This is a genomic window from Denitrificimonas caeni (assembly GCF_027498055.1).
GTDB lineage: Bacteria > Pseudomonadota > Gammaproteobacteria > Pseudomonadales > Pseudomonadaceae > Denitrificimonas.
Genome location: NZ_CP114976.1, coordinates 1,429,020 through 1,449,772 on the forward strand (window position 1 = coordinate 1,429,020; position 20,753 = coordinate 1,449,772).

Here is a 20,753-nt window from a genome sequence, read left to right on the forward strand (position 1 = left end):
ATCGCAGGGCTCAGATGCTGGCTTGCATTTGAACCCTGTGGTTGCGTAAGCGTCTTTATTCGGCGGCTAAACTCAGGTCTTTAAAAGCATTGATGGCCCGCACTCGACTGCTAGATAAATCAACAATGGGCTTGGGGTAATCTGCCGTGCCAAATAATCCTGTTAGGAGCTTGGGCTGATGAATTTCTTTAGCGTTGAGGTGTTTGAGTTCGGGCAACCAGTGCCGAATAAAGTCGCCATTGGGGTCAAAACGCTTGGACTGACTGACGGGATTGAAAATTCGAAAATAGGGCACTGAGTCAGTGCCTGTGGATGCGCTCCACTGCCAACCACCGTTGTTGGCCGCTAAGCTGCCATCGATTAAATGTTGCATAAGAAAGCGTTCACCTGCGCGCCAATCAATCAATAAGTTTTTAGTCAAAAACATTGCCACAATCATCCGTAGACGATTATGCATCCAACCGGTGGCTAGCAATTGGCGCATCGCCGCATCAATGATTGGAAAACCGGTGCGGCCTTGTTGCCATGCCAATAGATCTTTTTCTGAATTGCGCCAAGCCAGGGCTTCAGTTTCTGGTTTAAAAGCACGGTGGCGGGAGACGCGCGGGTAACCAACTAGAATATGGGTATAAAACTCACGCCACAGCAACTCATTAATCCAAGTCACTACGCCTTGCTGGCCTGAAGCAAATTCGCCTTGATTCGCTGATAAAGCTGCATGCAAACACTGACGAATGGACAGCACACCGGCAACGAGGTACGCCGAAAGCTGACTGGTGCCGGCTTGTGCTGGAAAGTCACGGCGCTCTAAATAACCGTGAATGGCTGCGTCAGTAAACGCCTTTAAGCGCTGTTGCGCCACTTGCTCACCGGCTGGCCAGAGGGTTTGACGTTCAGGCGCTATGGCATGGAAACCAGCAACACTACAGGGCACAGGGTCGCTGGTAATGGCTAAGGGGGCTTGTGCCTGCGGTGTGCGAATGATTGCTGGCACTGCATCGTAGAGACTTTTATAGCACGCCTTTTTAAATTGGCTAAACACCTTAAAGTAGGTGCCGCTTTGCGTCAGGATACTGCCAGGCTTAAATAACAATTGATCTAGATGGCTATGAAATAAGACACCTTGATCAACTAAGTGAGCACCCACCGCAGCATCGCGCTGGCTTTCATGAATACCGTATTCAGTATTGACATGCACGGCGTCAATTTTAAACGCATGGCACAGCTGGGCGATGACCTCAGGGGCCTCTTGCCAGCTCTCAGTCGGGCGAATTAACAGTGGCACATTAAGCCCAGCTAGACTTTTTTGCAGTTCGGCTAGGTTGCGCAATAAAAAATCAATTTTACTCGGCGCATCATCATGCAGCAGCCATTGTTGTGGGCTGGGGGTAAATACAGCAATACTTGGGCCGGCTTGTAAGGCCGCATGTAAAGCAGTGTTGTCATGGATACGCAGGTCGTTTCGAAACCAGATCAGCTGTGGCATGCAAGTACCCTTAATGGCTTTGTAGAAGTTGCAGTTCGAGTAACTGGTGATAAGCCTGCAGTGGCTCTATAGAGCAGGTCAGTTGTGCCAACTCAAGCAGTTCAGTTTGATGGATTTTGACCGCTTGCCCCGACAATAATACTGGGCAATGGATATTGCTTAAGGAGCTGCGCAGTTGCTCTAAATTTAAGCGCTGGCTGCTATGCAGTAGCAGTGCGCGAGGCCGCAGACGATTGACCGCTAAGCTGAGATCAGCAGTGGGAATGGGCCACTCCAGAACCCGTACAGGGCATTCAGAATAACTGATCAGCCAAGCACAGAGCCATAAATGTGGTTGCATCGTTTGCTCAGCTAGGCTGCTAACTAACAGTGGTGCACTGCTGTGTAAAGTGTTGTTGTGCGCAATACGGCTGGCCAGTTGGGTGCGGAGCCAAGTCATAAAAAATACTTGCTCAACCCGCGCACCATCGGTTAGCGTCCAGTACTCTTGCAACCTGTTTAGCACCGGCTGGAACAGATGCTGGCATAAGGTCTCAGGAGGGTATAAAGCCATGGCTTGCTTGAAGGCTGTATCAAGTTTCTGTTCGGCCAGTTGCTCGATCCAAGTTAGCCATTGTTCTTGTTGTGCACGCCAAGGCGAGTCCTCAATATTGTGTATGTCCGCTGCATCTTCCAGCAAGCGTTTAACTTGGCTCACCGCCACGCCACGTTCGAGCCAGCTTAGCACTTGACGAATTTGCGCAATGTGCTCAGGGGTGTACAAACGGTGGCCTTTAGCGCTGCGCTGCGGCTGAATTAAACCATAACGTCGCTCCCAGGCGCGCAAGGTCACTGGATTGATACCAGTTTGCCGTGCAACTTCTCGAATGGGGAAGAGTTCTGCTGTTGCTACAGTTGGTGAAATTGAAGTATTCATAAGGCGTTGCGCAGGCTGAGATTTTCTGGATGTGGTTGCAGGTAGACTTGCTCGGCAATATAGTGGTCTGGATGGCGCTTGAAATGGTGTTTAATCAGGGTCAGGGGCACCACTAAAGGCACAATACCAGTGCGGTACTGGCTGATGAGTTCTTGCAGTTCGCGTTTTTCATCGGCAGTGAGTGAGCGCTTAATATAACCACTGATATGTTGTAAAACATTGGTGTGTGAGCCGCGATTGGCGATCTTTTTTAAGGCTGCCATAAAAAGGCTGAAGTATTGGTTGGCTAAAATACCTAAGCGCACTTGGTGATTGCTAGCCAGTAAGCGCCCCAAGGCAGCGCAGTCTGCTGGACTATTGGCCATCAGTTGATACTTATAGCGAGCATGAAAATCATAGAGCTTTTTCCAAGATAAGCCGCTGGCTAAGAGTTGCTGCCATTCGGCGTAAGCAAACACGCGGGTAATAAAGTTCTCGCGCAATACTGGGTCATTGAGACGGCCATCTTCTTCTACGGGAAGATTAGGCTGCGCCCGCATAAAAGCAGCGGTAAATAAACCGCGGCCGCCACGCTCTGTGGTGTGGCCATTATCTTGATAGACCTTGACCCGTTCCATACCGCAGGATGGTGAGTTTTGCATGAGGATATAGCCGCACAGGTCAGTGAGCTCTGCGGCGGTGCGTTGCCCATAGGCGGTCAGTGCTGCGGTTACGTCTAGGCTTGAATCAACAGTGCCAATGGCCCGAGGGTTGTGGGTGTCACCCACTAAACGAATGGGTTCCCGTGGAGTGCCTAAGCCAATGGCTTGTTCTGGGCAAACTGAGACATATTGAAAATACTGGCTCAGAACATCTTTACACAGGTGTGATTGTTTGTGTCCACCATTGAAGCGCACCGGTGCGCCCAGCAAACATGCGCTGATGCCGACTTTGATTAAGTTATTTGTAGTGTTCATAGGGAATTTTATAGGCAGTGAATTATGCCCATAAGAATATAGCTGTGGTTATACAAGTCAATTCTTTTGTATAGGTTTTGCTGACTGAGGTTTAGCAGTGCTGGTGATTTGTTTTCAATTACAAATTGTTGGGGGCTGTTTGGCTGTGCCCGCAATTAAAAAAGCCCACACAGGCGTTTAATAACCAATGTGGGCTTGTGTTCAGGCAACAGCGCAGGGTCTGCTGTTAGCTGGTTTATAGCTTGGCTTTAGCTGCATCAATCGCATCTTTGCCATCTTGCTTAATTTCTTCTGCTTTTTCTTTGGCGCTATCTTTTACGTCGGTGATATCTGCTTTAGTATCTTGCTTGGCTTTCTCTAGGTCAGCCTTCGCTTTGTCAGCCGCTTCTTTGCTGGCTTCAACAGCGCTATCGATCTCTGCTTTCGCTTTTTCTTTAGCGTCTTTGCTGTCAGCCGCTAGCTCTTCAGCTTTGGCTTCAGTGTCAGCTTTGGCATCTTTGGCAGCGTCTTCGCTATCTTCTACCATTTCGTCCAGCTTTTGCTTAGCTTGTTCAGCTTTTTCTTTGGTTGCGTCAACCGCATCGTCCAATTTTTCTTTAACATCTTCTGTCGCGTCTTTGCTTGCTTCAGCCAGTTGCTCAGACTTTTGCTCAATGGCATCTTTAGTGTCTTTAGCGGCGTCTTTTACCGAGTCAACTGCGTCAGACATTGCTCCCTTGGCAGAATCTAACTTGTCCTGTGGCTCGCTATCACAAGCAGCTAAACCAAGTGTGGCTGCAAGCAGAAGGGCAGTAACGAAAGGCTTTTGCATAATCCAACTCCATTATTTTTAGTACAGTTGTATTTGAAAGTAAATACCTATGTATTATTACACATCATAAGCTAAATCGCTCTAACGATTGGAACTGGGTCATGTTTTTAAACAGTAAAAATCAGCTTCTTAATGTCAGCGATTAATTGCAGGTATGATGCTGTAGGCGCGCTTTAAGTTTTTGCTGAGTAAGACTTCTAGCAGCGCCGAGTAGAATTTTATTCTAGCTGAGTGTGCCTGAGGGTATTTGAGCACAGTTCTAGCTTTATCTTTATTAGGAATAGTTAGCATGTCAGCCTTGTTAATTTTAGGTGGTTTTTTATTGATTGTGCTGGGCTTGCTTTGGTTGCTAGTGCTGGCATTCCAAACCAGCTTGCTGTGGGGCGTGGGCAGTTTATTGCCGCCGATTATGTTGTTGTTTATTTTGCGTTGTTGGAAAGTAGCGCGCAAAGCTGTGGTGTTTATAGCCTTAGGGTTTATTCCTTTAATTGTCGGTATTACTCAGTTGGCCAGCGTTGACTCTAACCGTGTGGAAGCACTACTGAACTTGAGTTGGTTGCAGGGCGTAGAAGAGGTGCAGACTAAAGTCGATATAAACCTGAGTGGAGAATTATCTGGGCAGCCGTTTAAGCCGCATTATGGCGAGTTGATTGATGGTGTTTTAGTCCTGCGTGAAGGCAATGATTTTTTTGCGCAGCGTGAATTGCGCATTGCCTTACCCGCCAGCATGGTGGCTGCAGAGTTGCAAGCATTACGTTTGGATGTGTTGCCGCAAGATGTTGGTAGCCTGCCGGATATTGAAATTATGTGGATGCTGCCTAAGCAGGGGTTGCCCGAGGCGCGGCGTATTGGTCGTGGTTACACCTTGCATCTGGATTTACAAAGACAGCCACCCAACTTATTAGTCGGTGATTTTCATTTGGTATTGCCGCCGCACTTTAAGACCTCCATGAGTGGCGAGGTGCAATTGCTGACAGATCGCCTTCACTATATAGCCGGTGAAGTTGACCGCAATCATGATGCAGTCAGCACCCTAGAATATGTGCTGGAAGATTACTTACAACGCCGCTTTGCTACGCCAACAGTATTGCTTGAACCCTTTGAAACACCCATGCAGTTTACTGCTCCTTTAGATATAACTGTTACCGCGCATATTTTAGGGCAGCAGCGTAGTCTGCCAGTGCGGCTGTTAAAAAACGCGCAAAAAGGCTGGTATGTGGAAGGTGATCAATACCCAGAGTATGTTGCGCAAGCTGCAGAGGTAACAGGAGCTGCTGAAGAGCCTCTTGATGCGCAGAAAACCCCGCGTCCGCTTGATCGGCGGACACGTTTTTCCTTGCAGAGGCTTTTGGTTAATCCTGCTCAGTACGAAAACCTGCAAGTGCATGTACAAACCACCCGAGGCAATCAAGTGACAGGCCGTTTTGTGGGCTTAGATACAGAGGGTGCATTGGTTATTCATCGCCAAATAAAGGCCCCAGGTACTGTTAGCTTCAGCTTGCTACCCAGTGAAATCAGCGACATCAACTTGCTTGAGCCATAACGTTCGAAGACTTAAATAGCTAAAGGGACAACACAAAGCAGTTGTTTTTTTTGCACTGAGCCCCATATCTAATGCAACGCCAGCACTGCGTGGCATGTTTAGTGGATATGGAGTTAATACCGATGGCTGTTGAAGCACAAAAAGAAACATTAGGTTTTCAGACAGAAGTCAAACAACTGCTGCATTTAATGATTCACTCGTTGTACTCGAACAAAGAGATTTTTTTACGCGAGTTAATTTCTAACGCCTCTGATGCGGCAGACAAACTGCGTTTTGAAGCGTTGTCTGCGCCTGAGTTGCTGGAAGGCGATCCTGAGTTAAAAATTCGTATCAGTTTTGATAAAGATGCCAACACCCTAACCATTGAGGACAATGCGATTGGTATGAGCCGTGACGAGGTGGTCAATCATCTCGGGACCATTGCTAAATCAGGTACCGCCGAGTTTTTCAAAAACCTATCCGGTGATGCGAAAAAAGACTCCCAGCTGATTGGTCAGTTTGGTGTGGGCTTTTACTCAGCCTTTATTGTGGCTGATAAAGTCGAAGTCTTTACCCGTCGGGCTGGCGCACCTGCCGCAGAGGGCGTGCTTTGGAGTTCGGCAGGCGAGGGCGAGTTTGAAATCTCGACCATTGAAAAGGCTGAGCGTGGTAGCCGTATTGTTTTACACCTAAAGAAAGACGACAGCGAGTTTGCTGATGGCTTTCGTTTACGCAATATCATTACCAAGTATTCAGACCATGTGGCCCTGCCCATTGAGCTGCCTAAAGAAGTCACAGGTGAAGACGCTGATGGCGCAGCAGAAGTGGAGTGGGAAGTGGTTAACCGGGCCAGCGCCCTATGGACTCGTCCGCGCACTGAAGTCAAAGACGAAGAGTATCAAGAGTTTTATAAGCATGTGGCCCATGACTTTGAGGACCCGCTGGCTTGGAGTCATAACAAGGTTGAAGGCCGCTTGGAGTACACTTCACTGCTGTATGTGCCCACCCGTGCGCCGTTTGATTTGTATCAGCGGGAAGCACCGCGCGGCCTAAAGCTTTACGTACAACGTGTATTTATTATGGATCAGGCGGATGAATTCCTGCCGCTGTACCTGCGCTTTATTAAGGGTGTGGTCGACTCCAATGACTTATCTCTGAACGTCTCGCGGGAAATTTTACAGAAAGATCCAGTGATCGACAGCATGAAGTCGGCTCTGACTAAACGCGTACTGGATATGCTGGAGAAAATGGCGAAAAACAGCCCTGAGGATTACCAGAAGTTCTGGGATGCCTTTGGTCAAGTGCTTAAGGAAGGTCCAGCTGAAGATTTCTCCAATAAAGAGAAAGTTGCTGGCCTGTTGCGCTTTGCTTCAACCCAGAGCGGGAATGATGAGCAAACTGTGGGGCTTAGCCAGTATATTGAGCGTATGCAGGATGGGCAGGACAAGATTTACTTCTTAACCGGCGAGAGCTATGCGCAGGTTAAAAATAGCCCACACCTAGAAGTATTCCGCAAAAAAGGCATCGAAGTGCTGCTGCTCACCGACCGCATTGACGAGTGGCTGATGAGCTACTTGACCGACTTTGACGGTAAGAGCTTTGTGGATGTGGCGCGTGGTGATTTAGATCTGGGCGCACTGGATACTGAAGAAGATAAGCAGGCGCAAGACGAAGTCGCTAAGAGTAAAGAAGCGCTAGTAACACGCTTGAAAACTGTTTTGGGTGATCAAGTGGCCGATGTGCGTGTATCCCACCGTCTAACGGATTCACCGGCTATTTTAGCCATTGGTGAGCAAGACTTAGGTTTGCAGATGCGCCAGATTCTTGAGGCCAGTGGTCAGAAAGTGCCTGAGTCGAAGCCCGTCTTTGAAATTAACCCAGCGCATAACTTAGTGGAGAAGCTCGATGCTGAGGCGGATGAGCAGCGCTTTGAAGACTTGTCGATGATCTTGTTTGATCAGGCAGCATTGGCGGCAGGCGATAGCTTGAAAGATCCTGCAGCTTATGTGCAGCGTCTGAATAAACTGCTGGTTGAGCTGAGCAGCTAAGCTGTAGTTGAGCAAGACAAAAAAACCGCGATTTATTCGCGGTTTTTTTATTTACAGCCAGTGCTTAATCGAGTTGAGCAATATGAGTGTTTAGCTCATCCAGTGCATTACTTAGCGAGAACAGTGACCAATTTGGTGGCGTTAATCAGGTTGTCACCCACTGGACAACGTTCTTCAATTTTTTCTAGAAAAGCTTGCTTGGCAGCATCATCCAAATCAGCATCAATGTTTACTTTTAAACGCATTTCTTGGAAGCCAGCACGGGCAGTGGTCTCACGCCCCAATAAGCAGTCTGGATCGTAATCGGCTTCCACTTCGAATGTCATGCCGCGCAGGTTAATTTTATCTTGGAAAGCAATAATGCGTCCCAGGCTGCCTACACAGCCGGCATAGGCAGCGAGAACCAACTCAGGTGGCGCCGGACCTAAGTCTGCACCGCCAGCGTTTTTAGGCTGGTCCATGTACACTTTGTGCTCACCGCACATGATTTCAATGGTCATTCCGGCACCCATGTGGCCGGTTGCCCGTAAAGTTTTTATAGCCATGTTGGATAACTCCTTTAGGGAAACTAAAACAAACTAAACATTCACAATAAGTATTATATCATAATGGTTTTTGATGGGTTTGATCTTGATCAGTTTGCGGGTGCTGAGGGAGGCATTTTTATCTTGTAAAAAGATGCTGAGCGGCGCATAGGTTAGGCGCTAGCATGGAGTCGTACTGGGCGAGGGAGAGGAGCTTGCACGGCTCTGGCGGGGTTATGTGGCGGGGGGGATTGGGACAGTGATAACCCGAGCCAAGCTCTGTCGGCTTAGCTCGGGTCGATTAGGTTAAGGGGGGCAGGTTAGCTGCGGCCCTTAACTTTTTTGTCATTTACTGTGGCGTCTTCTAGGATGATTTGGTATTCCTTGCCGTCTTTTTCGACTTGCTGCAAGCGCACCAATAAATAATCCCAGTCTTTAGCAAACCATAAAATGGTAATGCGCTTGCTTTGAGTTGGGTCACGTACGCGTTCTACTTTAATGGCATCAACAGTACCGACCATAGTCTCTACGCTTTCTTCACCCAGCACACGAAAATCATAGGTGTCGAGCTCATCGCCATCAAACACTTGGTAAGACATGCTGGTTTTACCCTCGGCAACGTCGCGCTGTAAGGCGAGCTGGTAAGAGGACTTGTCTTGAACGCCTTGAATCAGGGTAGCGTTAATGGGTGTGCCACGATCGCTGCCGGTGACACGTTGCGTTGTCCAGTCAAAATCTTGCTTGATTGATTTGGATTTGCCTAAACCTGTGCGCGAATAGCGGTATTTTAGTGGGCGTACTTCGCCATTATGTAAGGTGAGCCAGCTGGTTTCATTAAGGCCAGCTACGAGCATCGAGGCAGAAAATTCAAGCTTCCAAGTACCATTACTGTCTGCTTGTAAACTACGCTCAGCTTTACCGCTAAAGGGTAATTGTTTCCAATCGGCCGTGTAGTTAGCGGAGAAAGGCTGCAGTGGTGCAGCGATTAAGCTGGCCGGCAGACTAAAAGCAGCCAGGATAAAAAATAAGGCGCGGCGCATATGTGTTCTCCTAAGGTTGAAACTTAAAGCCAGAAGGGCCTAAAAGTTGTCCATCTAGCATGGCTTTGTGCTGGTGTAACTGCAGGCGTCCTTCAGCAAACCAGCGCACAGCCAGCGGGTAAACTTGATGCTCGAGCGCATGCACTTTCTGCGCTAACTGTTCAGCGTTGTCATCTGCAGAAATTGCTAAACTCGCTTGTATGACTACCGGGCCACCGTCGAGTTCCTCGGTAACAAAGTGAACGCTGCAGCCGTGCTCGGTATCACCGGCAGCAATGGCCCGCTGATGAGTCTCCAGACCTTTGTGCTTCGGTAGCAAGGACGGATGAATATTGAGCAAGCGCTGCGCATAATGGCGGGTAAACTCTGGGGTGAGAATACGCATAAAACCTGCAAGCACCACTAAGTCAGGTTGGTATTGGTCAATAACCTCGATCAAAGCGCTGTCAAAGGCTAGGCGATCAGCAAACTCTTTATGGTTGAGGACATGTTGGGCAATGCCTGCTTGCTGGGCACGGACTAAACCATAAGCATCAGCGCTGTTGCTGATTACTGCTCTGATTTTGGCAGTGGGGTGCTCAGCTAAGTCATCGATAATGGCTTGTAGATTGCTGCCTGATCCGGAGATCAGGACAACAATATTGCAGGTGTTAGAGTCGGACATTAATGGCTTTTTAAGTTGTTAAGAACAATACGCTCAGCATTTTCAGCGGCAGCTTGAATGTGACCAATGATCCAAGGCTTTTCGCCTGATGCTTGCAAGTGTGCGAGGACTGCCGCTTGCTGCTCAGCAGCAACACATATCACCATGCCCACGCCGCAGTTGAGTACGCGGTGCATTTCAACTTCATCAACGTTACCTTGCTCTTGCAGCCAATCAAAGACTGCAGGGCGCGTCCAACTGGCCACATCAATCACTGCTTGTGAGTTGGCTGGCAGCACTCGAGGCAGGTTCTCTACTAAGCCGCCGCCAGTGATGTGCGACATGGCTTTGACCGCGCCCGTTTCTTTGATGAGCTTGAGTAAGGGTTTCACGTAAATACGTGTTGGCGCCATCAGTAAGTCACTGAGTGGCTGACCATCTAATTGCGTCTCTTTAATATCAGCGCCGGCAACTTCAATGATTTTACGAATCAATGAATAGCCATTGGAGTGTGGACCTGAAGAAGGCAAAGCAATCAATACATCGCCAGCAGCTACTTTAGAGCCATCAATGATTTCAGATTTTTCCACGACGCCGACACAAAAGCCTGCTAAATCATAGTCTTCGCCACTGTACATGCCAGGCATTTCAGCAGTTTCACCGCCGACGAGTGCACAACCGGCTTGCTCGCAGCCTTCGCCAATCCCAGTTACCACTTGGGCTGCGATATCCACATTGAGTTTGCCGGTGGCATAGTAATCTAAAAAGAACAAAGGTTCTGCGCCGCTGACGATTAAGTCGTTAACGCACATCGCAACGAGATCAATACCGATTTTTTCGTGCTTATTCAGGTCTATGGCTAAACGTAGCTTAGTGCCCACACCGTCAGTGCCTGAAACTAATACAGGCTGGCGGTAACCTTCGGGGATTTCACATAAAGCGCCAAAGCCACCAAGGCCGCCAAGAACTTCAGGACGTGCAGTGCGTTTAGCAACGCCTTTAATGCGTTCAACCAATGCTTCACCAGCGTCAATATCGACACCTGCGTCCTTGTAGCTTAAAGAGGTTTTGTTGTTGCTCATGAATAGGGCCTTTGCGAAAAATGCGGGAAATACGAATAATCGTGCAATTTTATCAGGCTTCGAGCCGAGCGGCCATCATCTGAGCGCAAAGTGTTTATTAATCGCAGGATAAGGGTAAGGGGCTGGGCATTGAGAGGCAGTGCTTAAGACGCTTTTACTGCAAAAGAGGTGTTTTGCTTAGGTGGAGCATGGGGTGTATGGCGCGAGTGCTAGCGGTTTGACTGTTGCTATAACTCAACCCGAGCAGGCTGATAACCAAGCTGGCGGTAACGGACAAAGTTTTGCCGACAAATGTGTAACAGCTCAGGCTCTTGGTTAACAATTTCGATGACACGGCTAAAACAATCCAAATGAGTGGAGAGCTCACTGTGTAAATTAATCAGCACGCTGGGGGTGTGTGCTGGGCGTTCATTAATGCCCAACACCACCGGAGCGCAGTTTTGCTCAGCATAGAGCGCGTGCGGGATAAAGCTGGCTTTGCGGAAAGTCCAGAGTAACTCATCCAGCTCTGCTTGCTGCTGTGCAGAGGCGCAGCGGATAAATGTCATAAAACCTGCGCGCCAAGCTTTATGTGCCAAGCGGCAGGCCGCAATTAAGCGGTCCGCCGATTGGGTGGAAGGTAAAACGTAAAACTCTACTTTCACTGCACACGATCCAATAAATATTGGCTCAATAGGGGGACCGGACGACCGGTTGCGCCTTTTTCTTTACCGCCACTGATCCAAGCAGTGCCAGCGATATCCAAGTGTGCCCAAGGGTACTCTTTGGTAAAGCGCGATAAGAAACAACCAGCAGTAATAGTGCCTGCTTTTGGCCCGCCGATATTGGCAATATCAGCAAAGGGGCTGTCCAGTTGCTCTTGGTAGTCATCAAATAATGGTAACTCCCAAGCCACATCGCTGGCTTGTTGGCCCGCGCTTAAGAGACTGGCGACTAACTCTGGGCTGTTACCCATCAAACCACTGGTATTGCTGCCTAGAGCAACGATACAGGCACCGGTCAGCGTCGCGATATTCACCACCGCTTTAGGCTTAAAGCGCTCAACGTAAGTTAGGGCGTCACATAAAACTAGGCGGCCTTCGGCATCGGTGTTGAGGATCTCTACGGTCTGGCCGCTCATGGTGGTGACGATATCGCCGGGGCGGGTAGCGCCACCGCTAGGCATGTTTTCTGCACAGGTTAAAACACCAATGACGTTAATTGGCAGCTCCAGCTCTAGCACGGCTTTCATTGTCCCGAGAACACTGGCAGCACCGCCCATGTCGTATTTCATTTCGTCCATACCTGCACCGGGTTTGAGGCTGATGCCACCGGTATCAAAGGTAATGCCCTTACCGACGAGCACATAAGGTTGCTCGTTATCTTTACCACCTTGATAGTGCATGACGATTAAGCGTGGCGGCTGGTCGCTGCCTTGGGCAACTGCGAGTAAGGCCCCAGCGCCCAGCTCTTTAAGCTGCTCTTCTTCTAAGATGTCCACCTTGAGCTTGCTGTTGTGCTTGCTCAGCTCTTTGGCCTGTTCGGCGAGGTAGCGAGGGTGGCAAATGTTAGGTGGCATATTGCCCAGGTCGCGGGTAAAAGCCATACCTGTAGCAATGGCTTGGCCTTCTTTGCAGGCCTTAGTGACTGCTGCTTCTTGTTCGGCAGTGCACAGTAAAGTGATTGTGCTCAATTTTACCGCAGGCGCTTTTTCACTTTTGAACTGATCAAAAACGTAGAGGCCATCAATCAGGCATTCAGTGACTAAACGTGCGCTGGCATAGGTATCACGGTTTTTAATGGCCAGTTCAGCAAAGGCAAGACTGGCATCTTTAATGGCTAAGTTTTTAAACGTATTGAGAATTGCGCTGACTAACTTGCGGGTGTTGCGATCAGTGAGTTCGGCGTCTTTACCAATGCCAACCAGTAATACACGTTGCGCTTTAAGATTGGCTAAGTTGTGCAGCAGCAAGGTTTGACCAATTTTTCCTTGCATGTCTCCCGCTTTGAGTACAGCGCTGATAGCACCGGCGCATAGCTTATCGATCTGTTGGCCTTGGCTATCGAGTTTTAGTTCTTCGTTAACGGTTAAGACAAGTGCACTGCTTGGTAGTGTTTCAACTGAATGGGTTGTGACTAAAAAGTCCATACTCAATGATCCTCAAGACAAAGATAGAAAGATGCAGGATAATACTGTTGGTTTGCATCGGCGTGTAGGTACACTGCCATAATATGTATGACTAGTGTGAGCCGCGATAGGCGGTCTTGACAAGCTTGGAGCCTTTACTTGATAGTTTTTCGTTACCTTTCCCGAGAAGTTTTGCTGGCCTTTAGTGCGGTCAGTGCGGTTCTGCTTGTGATTATTATGAGCGGTCGTTTTATTAAATATCTGGCGCAAGCAGCACAGGGTATGCTTGATCCTGGCGTACTGCTATTGATTATGGGCTACCGCATTCCGGGGTTCTTGCAGTTGATTCTACCGCTAGGGCTCTTTTTAGGCATCTTACTGGCCTATGGTCGTTTATACCTAGAAAGTGAAATGACGGTGTTAACGGCCACGGGCATGAGCGAGCAGCGCTTATTGTCTTACACTTTAGTGCCAGCTTTTTTTATTGCGTTAGTCTGCGCCTGGCTGAGTTTTGTCTTGACCCCGCAAGGTGTGCAAAATGTTGCTCAAATCCTTAATGAGCAAGATGCGTTAACCGAATTTGATACTTTGGTGCCTGGGCGTTTCCAAGCTATGCGTGATGGCTCGCGGGTCACTTATGCGCAGGAGCTGTCCGGTGGTCGCGATGAATTGCGCAGTGTATTTATTTCGGAGAAGCGCGATGTGCGCAAACCCAGTGATAAAGAAGAAGGTATTACGGTTTTAGTGGCGCAGTCCGGTCGCCAAGAAATTCAAGAAGATGGCAGTCGCTACTTAGTATTGCATGATGGCTACCGCTATGACGGCACACCAGGTGATGCGGATTACCGCGTTATCCATTACGACACCTACGGTGTGTTGCTGCCTAAGCCTGAAATTGAAGTGAAAATGGGTGAGCGCGAAACCATGCGCACAGCTGAATTGCTGGGCAGTGATCAGCCGCGCATGCAGTCTGAATTGCAATGGCGCTTATCCATTCCGCTATTGGTTTTAATTGTTACTTTAATTGCTGTGCCGCTATCTCGGGTCAATCCACGGCAAGGGCGCTTTCTAAAGTTACTCCCTGCGATTTTATTGTATATGGCTTATTTAGCCTTATTGGTTGCCGCACGCAGCGCGCTGGATAAAGGCCGTATTCCTGTGGCGGTAGGGCTGTGGCCGGTGCACGGCGTGTTTTTGTTGATTGGTTTATTGTTGGTGTATTGGCAGCCGATGCGTTTAAAGCTGGCGCAGCGTCGAGCACAGAAGGAGTCGCAAAATGCGTAGGCTGGATCGCTACATAGGTAGCACAGTGTTCTTAGCCATTGTTGCGGTGCTGGGTATTATTACCGGCTTGGCCTTATTGTTTGCCTTCATTGACGAGTTAAATGACATTGAAGGTGCTTATACCCTTTTGGATGCTGCCAGCTATGTGGGCTTGACTGCACCGCAGCGTATTTACGATATGTTACCTATGGCAGCCTTGATTGGTTGTTTAGTTGGGTTAGGGACTTTGGCCAGTAACAGTGAGCTGACGGTGATTCGTGCTGCTGGGGTTTCCATTCGCCGGATTGTTTGGGCGGTTATGAAACCCATGCTGGTGCTGATGGTGGTCGGACTGGTGGTTGGCGAGTATCTAGCACCTTGGACATCAAGCATGGCCCAGGCCAATCGTTCATTGGCACAATCAGTGGGCAAGGCGCAAAGCTCTAAGCATGGTTTATGGCACCGCCAAGGCAGTGAGTACATTCACATTAATGCGGTGCAGCCCGGTGGCAAATTAATCGGTGTCACCCGCTATTTGTTTGATGATCAGCAGCGTTTGCTAGGTTCGAGCTTCGCCAAGCAAGGGCTTTATCAGGATGGCTACTGGCAACTTGAAGATATTGTTTATACCGAATTACAAGAGCGCAGTAGCAGTGTTAGGCAAGCAGCCAGTGAGCGCTGGGATGTGGAAATCAGCCCACAATTGCTCAATACCGTAGTCATGGAGCCAGATACTCTACCTATTACTGGGCTGTGGCAGTACGCACACTATCTAAATGATCAAGGCTTGAATGCTAATCGCTATTGGCTGGCTTTTTGGGTCAAGGTGCTACAGCCCTTAGTGACTGCGGCCTTGGTCTTGATGGCCATTTCTTTTGTGTTTGGCCCGTTACGCTCGGTGACTTTGGGGCAGCGTGTGTTTACTGGGGTTGTGGTGGGGTTTGTCTTTCGCATTGCCCAAGATTTGCTTGGGCCGGCCAGCTTAGTCTTTGGTTTTGCCCCCATCGTTGCGGTGATGTTACCGGCGTTAATTTGTGCTGGTTGCGGTTTATGGCTGCTAAAACGGGCTGGCTAGCAGGTTAAATATCCATAGGATGATTGCCAATTGTAGGTAGCGTGGTTAAAGTGTTGCCCCGTTTTATTTGTCGGGTCGACACGTATTATTATGACACCACTTGAACGTTATCAGAGTGATTTACAGCGTCCGGATTTTTTTCGTGACGCTGCACAAGAAAATGCCGTACGCCATCTGCAGCGTCTTTATGATGATTTAGTCAAAGAGACGCCCAGCGCTGGTAATGGCTTATTGGGTCGTCTGCTCGGTAAAAAGTCCGTGCAACCTATTAAAGGATTGTATTTCTGGGGCGGCGTGGGGCGCGGTAAGACCTATTTGGTCGATACCTTTTTTGACGCGCTACCCTTTGAGCAGAAAATGCGTACCCACTTCCACCGTTTTATGAAGCGTGTGCACGAAGAGTTGCGCACCCTTGATGGTGAAAAAAACCCCTTAGTGATTGTTGCTGAGCGTTTTGCTAAAGAAGCGCGGGTGATCTGTTTTGATGAGTTTTTTGTCACTGATATCACCGATGCGATGATTCTTGCTGGCTTGCTGGAAGAGTTATTTAAAAACGGCGTAAGCTTGGTGGCTACCTCCAACATTGTGCCTGATGCTTTGTATAAAGATGGTTTGCAGCGTGCGCGTTTTTTGCCGGCCATTGCTTTGTTGAAGCAGCATACTGAGGTGGTTAACGTCGACAGTGGTATTGATTACCGTCTGCGTGCCTTAGAGCAGGCTGAGTTGTATCACTACCCGCTAAGCGCAGCGGTGGAGCAAGAGCTGGATAAAAGCTTTCGCAGCTTCTTGTTAGAAAACAGCAAGATTTTTGAAAATGAGCCGTTAACCGTAGAAAACCGCACCATCGTTGCCCGTAAAGTGGCGAATGATGTGGCTTGGTTTGATTTTCGTGAGCTGTGCGATGGGCCACGTAGCCAGAACGATTACATCGAGTTAGGCAAAATTTACAGCACGGTGATTTTGTCCAATCTTGAGCAGATGGACAGCGCTAATGAAGACGTTGCCCGACGTTTCATTAACTTAGTTGATGAGTTTTACGATCAAAGCGTTAAGTTAATTATTTCTGCAGAAGTGCCGTTGAAAGATTTGTATGCGGGTAACCGTTTACAGTTTGAGTTTCAGCGCACTTTAAGTCGTTTGTTGGAAATGCAATCCCACGAGTACCTCGCGCGTCCGCACCGGTCTTAAGTATGACGGCCTGTCGACTCGCTCCCTCTCCCTAGAGTAGATACTATGAAGCGTGCGACTCAATCTGACTTGCTGCTGGTTGCGGTAACGCTGATCGCGGCAGTCAGTTGGGTGTTTTCTAAAGAAGCCATTGCCTTAATGCCTCCCTTGTTATTTATGGGACTGCGTTTTTTATTGGCTGCGGCTTTTTTAGCGTGCCTGGGTTACCGGCAGTTACTTCGACTCACCAGCGAGCATATTGTTCGCAGTGTGCAGGTGGGTATCGTCTTTGGTTTGGCCATGCTGTTTTGGGTGCTGGGCTTGGCCCACAGTGACAGTATGGGCGAGGGCGCTTTTTTAACCAGTTTAGGTGTTTTGCTGGTGCCAATTGTGGCTCGTGTGTTTTTTTCTGAGCCGATACCACGCAGCACTTGGCTGGCTTTGCCGGTGGCGTTAGTCGGGATGGTGCTGCTGTCCTTGGCGCAGGGTTTTAGCATTCAGCGCGGGCAGGTTTTTTATCTAATTGCCGCCTTGGGGCTGGCGCTCTTCTTTACTTTAAATACTCGGGTGGCCACAGTTTCTGTGCGCCAAGCTCGGGGGAATAAGGCTGCTGCCGAATTAAGCGCAGTGGATCCCTTGGCGTTAACTGTGATTGCTTTAACTGCGGTAGGGTTGGTGACGTTGCTGGCTTCGCTGCTATTTGAAAACTGGCGCGGGACAACCTTGCAATGGTCTCCAGCGCTGTTGGGGTGGCTGGTGGCCAGTGCAATCATTGGTACTGCTGCACGTTTTTGGCTGCAAACCTTTGCGCAAAGCTTAACAACACAAACCAGTGGTGCAGTGATTCTTATTTTAGAGCCAATCTGGGTCGCACTGTTTGCAGCCCTTTGGTTTGCTGAAACTCTATCTGCGCTGCAGTTAGTGGGTTGTGTAATGATATTTTTGGCCTTGCTGGTGAATCGTTGGCAAGTTATGCGATCTATTGTTACGCAACGTGGTATTTAAATTAAATTCAGCGCCTTGCACACCTCGCTGGTCTTAGTATCTCGCGGTGCTGAGTATTGATAGCTAAGAAGCAGTTGCCGTGGTGCGCTAGGCTGTTTATGGTAGAGCACTTGCGTTGGTCCAACGGTTAGAGAGAATGAAAATGCGATTTTTTGTAGGCATTGCTGCGGTATTGATGTCCTTGACGCTGGTTGCTCATGCAGAGCCAGTGGCGGGGTTGTATCAAGTTCGTGAAGAGTTAGAGAGCCAAGAAAGTGAAGTGCGTGATGCGGGCTTACAGCAAGCCTTTGTTACTTTAGTGCAGCGCTTAACCGGTCAAGCCAATGCTGCTCAATCAGCAGAGCTGGCTCAATACTTAGTGGACCCGCAAGCCTTGATCAGCCGCTATGGTTATGACGGCAATACCTTAATTGTGAATTTTGATCCACCCAGCGTGCAAACAGCATTACGGGCAACACAGTTACCGGTGTGGGGCAGTAATCGACCTGCGGTGCTGACCTGGTGGTTGCTGGATGACGTGCAGGGTTTGCGTTTAGTCAGCGATGGCCAGGCCGATGCACAGCCATTGCACAGTGCAGCGCGCTATTACGGGGTACCTGCGCGGCTGCCATTGGGTGATCTTGATGAGCAGTTACTGGTGAGTGCCGATGTACTCAGTGATAGTGAGCAAATTCGTCAGTCAGCTGAGCGCTATAACGCCGACGCTGTGGTCGTGGTGCAACAGCAGCCAGAAGCAGAAGTATTGCAGGCGCAGTGGCAGTTGTGGCTGGGTGATGAGCGTCAAGCTGGGCAGGTCAGTGCTGACTCGCAAACAGAATTGGCGCGCGAGGTGTTTGCCCAAGTCAATCAGCGCTTAGCTGAGCGTTTTGCGATTAAACCCGGTGAGGGCGAGTCGTTCACTGTTAGGGTGGCAGGAGTTGACCTAGAGCGCTTTGTTTTAGTTGAGCGTCTATTGCAGCCCTTTGCCGCGCAGCTCACGGAAGTCACCAAAGACTATGCCCAATGGCAAGTGCGCAGCAGTCCAGAGCAGTTAAGGGCACAGCTGACTTTAGCCAATTTACAAGAACAAGCCCAACCGACAATGCCCAATCACTCTGCTGAAGGGCAGGGGCAATCTGTAACAGCGCAGGTTGCTAGGTCGAACAACGCTAATACCAGCTCGCAGCTGCTCTATTTTAGCTGGTAATGACTGAGTGAATTAATTATGGCGCAACACCTGAAAAATTGGTTGTTATTAGCTGTACTGGCCTTAGGCTTGCTGATTATTTATCAGCTGTTGCCCATTCTTACGCCGTTTTTGGTCAGTATTTTGCTCGCCTATATGGGCGACCCTGTGGTGGATTTTCTAGAGCGCTATAAGGTTCCCCGTACGGTGGGGGTGATTGCTGTGTTTGTCTTGGTCAGTTTAATAATGCTGGTGTTACTGCTGGTATTAGTGCCCATGATTGGACGGCAATTGGTGAGCTTGTATGGGCTGACGCCACAATTGATTGATTGGTTGCAAGACAGTGCTTTGCCGTGGCTGCAATTGCAGCTGGGCATCAGTGCAAAAATCGATAGCCTCGACAGTATCAAACAAATGTTCAGTGAGAACCTAGGAAAGACCACGGATGTTATGCAAATGCTGTTAGCTAAAATTACCGCCTCCAGTGTGGTTTTTTTAGGTTGGCTGGCTAATATGTTGCTCATTCCTGTGGTGACATTTTACTTGCTGCGCGATTGGGATATTTTAGTGGCGAAGCTGCGCCGTTTATTACCGAGAAAAAATGAAAAGCTGGTGGTTAACTTGATCGCTGAATGTCATGAAGTGTTGGGCGCCTTTATGCGCGGGCAGCTCTTGGTGATGTTGGCGTTGGGTGTGGTGTATGCGGCCGGGTTAATGGTGCTGGGTTTAGAGCTGGGTTTATTGATTGGCTTGCTAGCTGGCTTAGCAAGTTTAGTTCCTTATATGGGCTTTATTGTCGGCATTGGCGCGGCATTAATTGCAGGCTTGTTTCAGTTTGGTTTAGACCCTTATCTGCTTTTAGGTATAGTTGCTGTGTTTGCGATTGGGCAGGCACTGGAGAGTATGTTACTGACGCCATTACTGGTTGGCGATCGCATTGGTTTGCATCCGGTGGCGGTTATTTTTGCCATTCTCGCCGGCGGCCAGTTGTTTGGTTTTACTGGTGTGTTGTTGGCATTGCCGGTGGCTGCTGTGATCATGGTATTGCTGCGCCATTTGTATACGCTGTACACAGATTCAAATATGTATGGGCAGTCCAATGCCGCAGAGCAACCCATCAATCCTGTCGAGGCTAAGCAGACATCAGTCTGTGAGCAGCCTATAAATGAGTCCACATGAAACCCACGCAACTATCACTGAGCATGCGTCTGCGGGATGACGCCACTTTTGCCAATTATTACCCTGGAGCCAATGCAGGCACATTAGGCTACGTTGAGCATGCCTGTGAGACTGAAAACCAGTGGCTCGATAGCGTTCTCTACCTGTGGGGCTCCGCTGGTGTTGGCCGCAGCCACTTACTGCAAGCGGCATGCTTGCGTGTGGAAGAGCGCGGTGGTCGGGCTTTATATTTGCCCCTTGCCGAGCTGGCGCATCATGGTCCGCAGTTGCTGGATAATGTCGAGTTTTGTGATCTGGTGTGTTTGGATGATATTCAAGCTGTGCTGGGGCAGCCGCACTGGGAAGAGGCGTTGTTTCATGCGTTTAACCGTTTGCGTGATGCAGGTAAACAACTGTTAATAGCTGCCCATGCACCACCGCGCGAGCTTTCCATTAAACTCCCCGACTTGCAATCACGCCTCAGCATAGCGCTGGTGTTTCAGCTGCATGAGCTCAGTGATGATGATAAATTACGGGCTTTACAGCTGCGCGCTTCACGTCGCGGCTTGCGTTTGTCAGACGAGGTGGGCCGCTTTATTTTAGCGCGCTCCGTGCGCAGTACTACGGTGTTATTTGATACCTTAGAGCAGTTGGATCACGCCTCTTTACAAGCACAACGTAAACTTACCATCCCCTTTCTTAAAGAAGCCTTGGGCTGGTAGTTGCAGTTGTGTTGCACCGTTACGTTGATATTTAAATTTGCCGTTTTTTCTTGAGATCTATAG

The 20,753-nt window shown here is 49.1% G+C and carries 19 protein-coding genes; 9 read left to right on the forward strand and 10 right to left on the reverse strand.

Annotated features, from left to right (window positions below; translation table 11 throughout):
* Positions 1–55 precede the first annotated feature (55 nt).
* From phrB to O6P33_RS06850, 4 genes are all read right to left on the reverse strand, one after another.
* Complete coding sequence (gene phrB / locus O6P33_RS06835; RefSeq protein ID WP_269817050.1) at positions 56–1,486, reverse strand: deoxyribodipyrimidine photo-lyase; 1,431 nt, start codon at positions 1,484–1,486, stop codon at positions 56–58.
* Positions 1,487–1,496: 10 nt separating this feature from the next.
* The gene (locus tag O6P33_RS06840) at positions 1,497–2,402 is read right to left on the reverse strand and encodes a MerR family transcriptional regulator (protein ID WP_269817051.1); all 906 of its coding nucleotides are present in this window, start codon (positions 2,400–2,402) and stop codon (positions 1,497–1,499) included.
* On the reverse strand, positions 2,399–3,358 hold the full coding sequence (locus O6P33_RS06845; RefSeq protein ID WP_269817052.1) for a YbgA family protein: 960 nt from the start codon (positions 3,356–3,358) through the stop codon (positions 2,399–2,401). The genes O6P33_RS06840 and O6P33_RS06845 overlap by 4 nt, the downstream gene beginning before the upstream one ends.
* Positions 3,359–3,593: 235 nt before the next feature.
* Positions 3,594–4,169 (reverse strand): hypothetical protein, encoded by a 576-nt coding sequence (locus O6P33_RS06850; RefSeq protein WP_269817053.1) that lies wholly within the window; start codon positions 4,167–4,169, stop codon positions 3,594–3,596.
* 289 nt (positions 4,170–4,458) lie between these two features.
* Between O6P33_RS06850 and O6P33_RS06855 the strand changes: the two genes are divergently transcribed.
* Positions 4,459–5,712 carry an MFS transporter gene (locus O6P33_RS06855; protein ID WP_269817054.1) on the forward strand — a complete coding sequence of 418 codons (1,254 nt, stop codon included), beginning with the start codon at positions 4,459–4,461 and terminating at the stop codon, positions 5,710–5,712.
* A 122-nt stretch (positions 5,713–5,834) separates the two neighbouring features.
* Positions 5,835–7,739 carry a molecular chaperone HtpG gene (htpG, locus tag O6P33_RS06860; protein WP_269817055.1) on the forward strand — a complete coding sequence of 635 codons (1,905 nt, stop codon included), beginning with the start codon at positions 5,835–5,837 and terminating at the stop codon, positions 7,737–7,739.
* A gap of 107 nt (positions 7,740–7,846) precedes the next feature.
* Here the strand turns inward: htpG and O6P33_RS06865 are convergent, their stop codons facing one another.
* From O6P33_RS06865 to O6P33_RS06890, 6 genes are all read right to left on the reverse strand, one after another.
* Complete coding sequence (locus tag O6P33_RS06865; protein ID WP_269817056.1) at positions 7,847–8,284, reverse strand: OsmC family protein; 438 nt, start codon at positions 8,282–8,284, stop codon at positions 7,847–7,849.
* A gap of 299 nt (positions 8,285–8,583) precedes the next feature.
* Positions 8,584–9,303 (reverse strand): DUF3108 domain-containing protein, encoded by a 720-nt coding sequence (locus tag O6P33_RS06870; protein WP_269817057.1) that lies wholly within the window; start codon positions 9,301–9,303, stop codon positions 8,584–8,586.
* Positions 9,304–9,313: 10 nt separating this feature from the next.
* Positions 9,314–9,967 (reverse strand): phosphoribosylglycinamide formyltransferase, encoded by a 654-nt coding sequence (gene purN, locus O6P33_RS06875; protein WP_269817058.1) that lies wholly within the window; start codon positions 9,965–9,967, stop codon positions 9,314–9,316.
* A complete protein-coding gene (gene purM / locus O6P33_RS06880) occupies positions 9,967–11,028 on the reverse strand; it encodes a phosphoribosylformylglycinamidine cyclo-ligase (RefSeq protein WP_269817059.1) in 1,062 nt (353 codons plus the stop codon). Before purM ends, purN begins: the two co-directional genes overlap by 1 nt.
* 227 nt (positions 11,029–11,255) lie before the next feature.
* On the reverse strand, positions 11,256–11,672 hold the full coding sequence (locus O6P33_RS06885) for a DNA polymerase III subunit chi (protein WP_269817060.1): 417 nt from the start codon (positions 11,670–11,672) through the stop codon (positions 11,256–11,258).
* On the reverse strand, positions 11,669–13,156 hold the full coding sequence (locus O6P33_RS06890) for a leucyl aminopeptidase (RefSeq protein ID WP_269817061.1): 1,488 nt from the start codon (positions 13,154–13,156) through the stop codon (positions 11,669–11,671). The genes O6P33_RS06885 and O6P33_RS06890 overlap by 4 nt, the downstream gene beginning before the upstream one ends.
* A gap of 138 nt (positions 13,157–13,294) precedes the next feature.
* Here O6P33_RS06890 and lptF point away from each other — a divergent pair, with 138 nt between their 5' ends.
* The 7 genes from lptF to hda all read left to right on the forward strand — a co-directional run bounded on the left by lptF (position 13,295) and on the right by hda (position 20,690).
* Positions 13,295–14,419 carry an LPS export ABC transporter permease LptF gene (lptF, locus tag O6P33_RS06895; RefSeq protein ID WP_269817062.1) on the forward strand — a complete coding sequence of 375 codons (1,125 nt, stop codon included), beginning with the start codon at positions 13,295–13,297 and terminating at the stop codon, positions 14,417–14,419.
* Entirely contained in the window at positions 14,412–15,473 is a 1,062-nt protein-coding gene (gene lptG, locus O6P33_RS06900; RefSeq protein ID WP_269817063.1) for an LPS export ABC transporter permease LptG, read from the forward strand. The genes lptF and lptG overlap by 8 nt, the downstream gene beginning before the upstream one ends.
* 90 nt (positions 15,474–15,563) lie before the next feature.
* Positions 15,564–16,661: a cell division protein ZapE gene (gene zapE / locus O6P33_RS06905; protein ID WP_269817064.1), complete on the forward strand. Its 1,098-nt coding sequence runs from the start codon at positions 15,564–15,566 to the stop codon at positions 16,659–16,661.
* A gap of 45 nt (positions 16,662–16,706) precedes the next feature.
* Positions 16,707–17,645 (forward strand): DMT family transporter, encoded by a 939-nt coding sequence (locus O6P33_RS06910; protein ID WP_269817065.1) that lies wholly within the window; start codon positions 16,707–16,709, stop codon positions 17,643–17,645.
* Between the two features lie 142 nt (positions 17,646–17,787).
* Positions 17,788–18,831, forward strand: a complete 1,044-nt coding sequence (locus O6P33_RS06915; protein ID WP_269817066.1) for a DUF2066 domain-containing protein — start codon at positions 17,788–17,790, stop codon at positions 18,829–18,831.
* Between the two features lie 18 nt (positions 18,832–18,849).
* Positions 18,850–19,989, forward strand: coding sequence for an AI-2E family transporter (locus O6P33_RS06920; protein ID WP_269817067.1), 1,140 nt, complete (start codon positions 18,850–18,852; stop codon positions 19,987–19,989).
* Entirely contained in the window at positions 19,986–20,690 is a 705-nt protein-coding gene (gene hda / locus O6P33_RS06925; RefSeq protein ID WP_269817068.1) for a DnaA regulatory inactivator Hda, read from the forward strand. Before O6P33_RS06920 ends, hda begins: the two co-directional genes overlap by 4 nt.
* The last annotated feature ends 63 nt before the right edge of the window (positions 20,691–20,753 follow it).

What these genes read in the sequence shown, in the direction of transcription:
- O6P33_RS06920 (WP_269817067.1), top strand. Translation starts at nt 18,850, where the DNA reads ATGGCGCAACACCTGAAAAATTGGTTGTTATTAGCTGTACTGGCCTTA.
- zapE (WP_269817064.1), top strand. Translation starts at nt 15,564, where the DNA reads ATGACACCACTTGAACGTTATCAGAGTGATTTACAGCGTCCGGATTTT.
- O6P33_RS06840 (WP_269817051.1), bottom strand. Translation starts at nt 2,402, where the DNA reads ATGAATACTTCAATTTCACCAACTGTAGCAACAGCAGAACTCTTCCCC.
- phrB (WP_269817050.1), bottom strand. Translation starts at nt 1,486, where the DNA reads ATGCCACAGCTGATCTGGTTTCGAAACGACCTGCGTATCCATGACAAC.
- htpG (WP_269817055.1), top strand. Translation starts at nt 5,835, where the DNA reads ATGGCTGTTGAAGCACAAAAAGAAACATTAGGTTTTCAGACAGAAGTC.
- O6P33_RS06865 (WP_269817056.1), bottom strand. Translation starts at nt 8,284, where the DNA reads ATGGCTATAAAAACTTTACGGGCAACCGGCCACATGGGTGCCGGAATG.
- lptG (WP_269817063.1), top strand. Translation starts at nt 14,412, where the DNA reads ATGCGTAGGCTGGATCGCTACATAGGTAGCACAGTGTTCTTAGCCATT.
- O6P33_RS06915 (WP_269817066.1), top strand. Translation starts at nt 17,788, where the DNA reads ATGCGATTTTTTGTAGGCATTGCTGCGGTATTGATGTCCTTGACGCTG.
- purM (WP_269817059.1), bottom strand. Translation starts at nt 11,028, where the DNA reads ATGAGCAACAACAAAACCTCTTTAAGCTACAAGGACGCAGGTGTCGAT.
- O6P33_RS06870 (WP_269817057.1), bottom strand. Translation starts at nt 9,303, where the DNA reads ATGCGCCGCGCCTTATTTTTTATCCTGGCTGCTTTTAGTCTGCCGGCC.
- O6P33_RS06850 (WP_269817053.1), bottom strand. Translation starts at nt 4,169, where the DNA reads ATGCAAAAGCCTTTCGTTACTGCCCTTCTGCTTGCAGCCACACTTGGT.
- O6P33_RS06845 (WP_269817052.1), bottom strand. Translation starts at nt 3,358, where the DNA reads ATGAACACTACAAATAACTTAATCAAAGTCGGCATCAGCGCATGTTTG.
- O6P33_RS06855 (WP_269817054.1), top strand. Translation starts at nt 4,459, where the DNA reads ATGTCAGCCTTGTTAATTTTAGGTGGTTTTTTATTGATTGTGCTGGGC.
- O6P33_RS06890 (WP_269817061.1), bottom strand. Translation starts at nt 13,156, where the DNA reads ATGGACTTTTTAGTCACAACCCATTCAGTTGAAACACTACCAAGCAGT.
- purN (WP_269817058.1), bottom strand. Translation starts at nt 9,967, where the DNA reads ATGTCCGACTCTAACACCTGCAATATTGTTGTCCTGATCTCCGGATCA.
- hda (WP_269817068.1), top strand. Translation starts at nt 19,986, where the DNA reads ATGAAACCCACGCAACTATCACTGAGCATGCGTCTGCGGGATGACGCC.
- O6P33_RS06910 (WP_269817065.1), top strand. Translation starts at nt 16,707, where the DNA reads ATGAAGCGTGCGACTCAATCTGACTTGCTGCTGGTTGCGGTAACGCTG.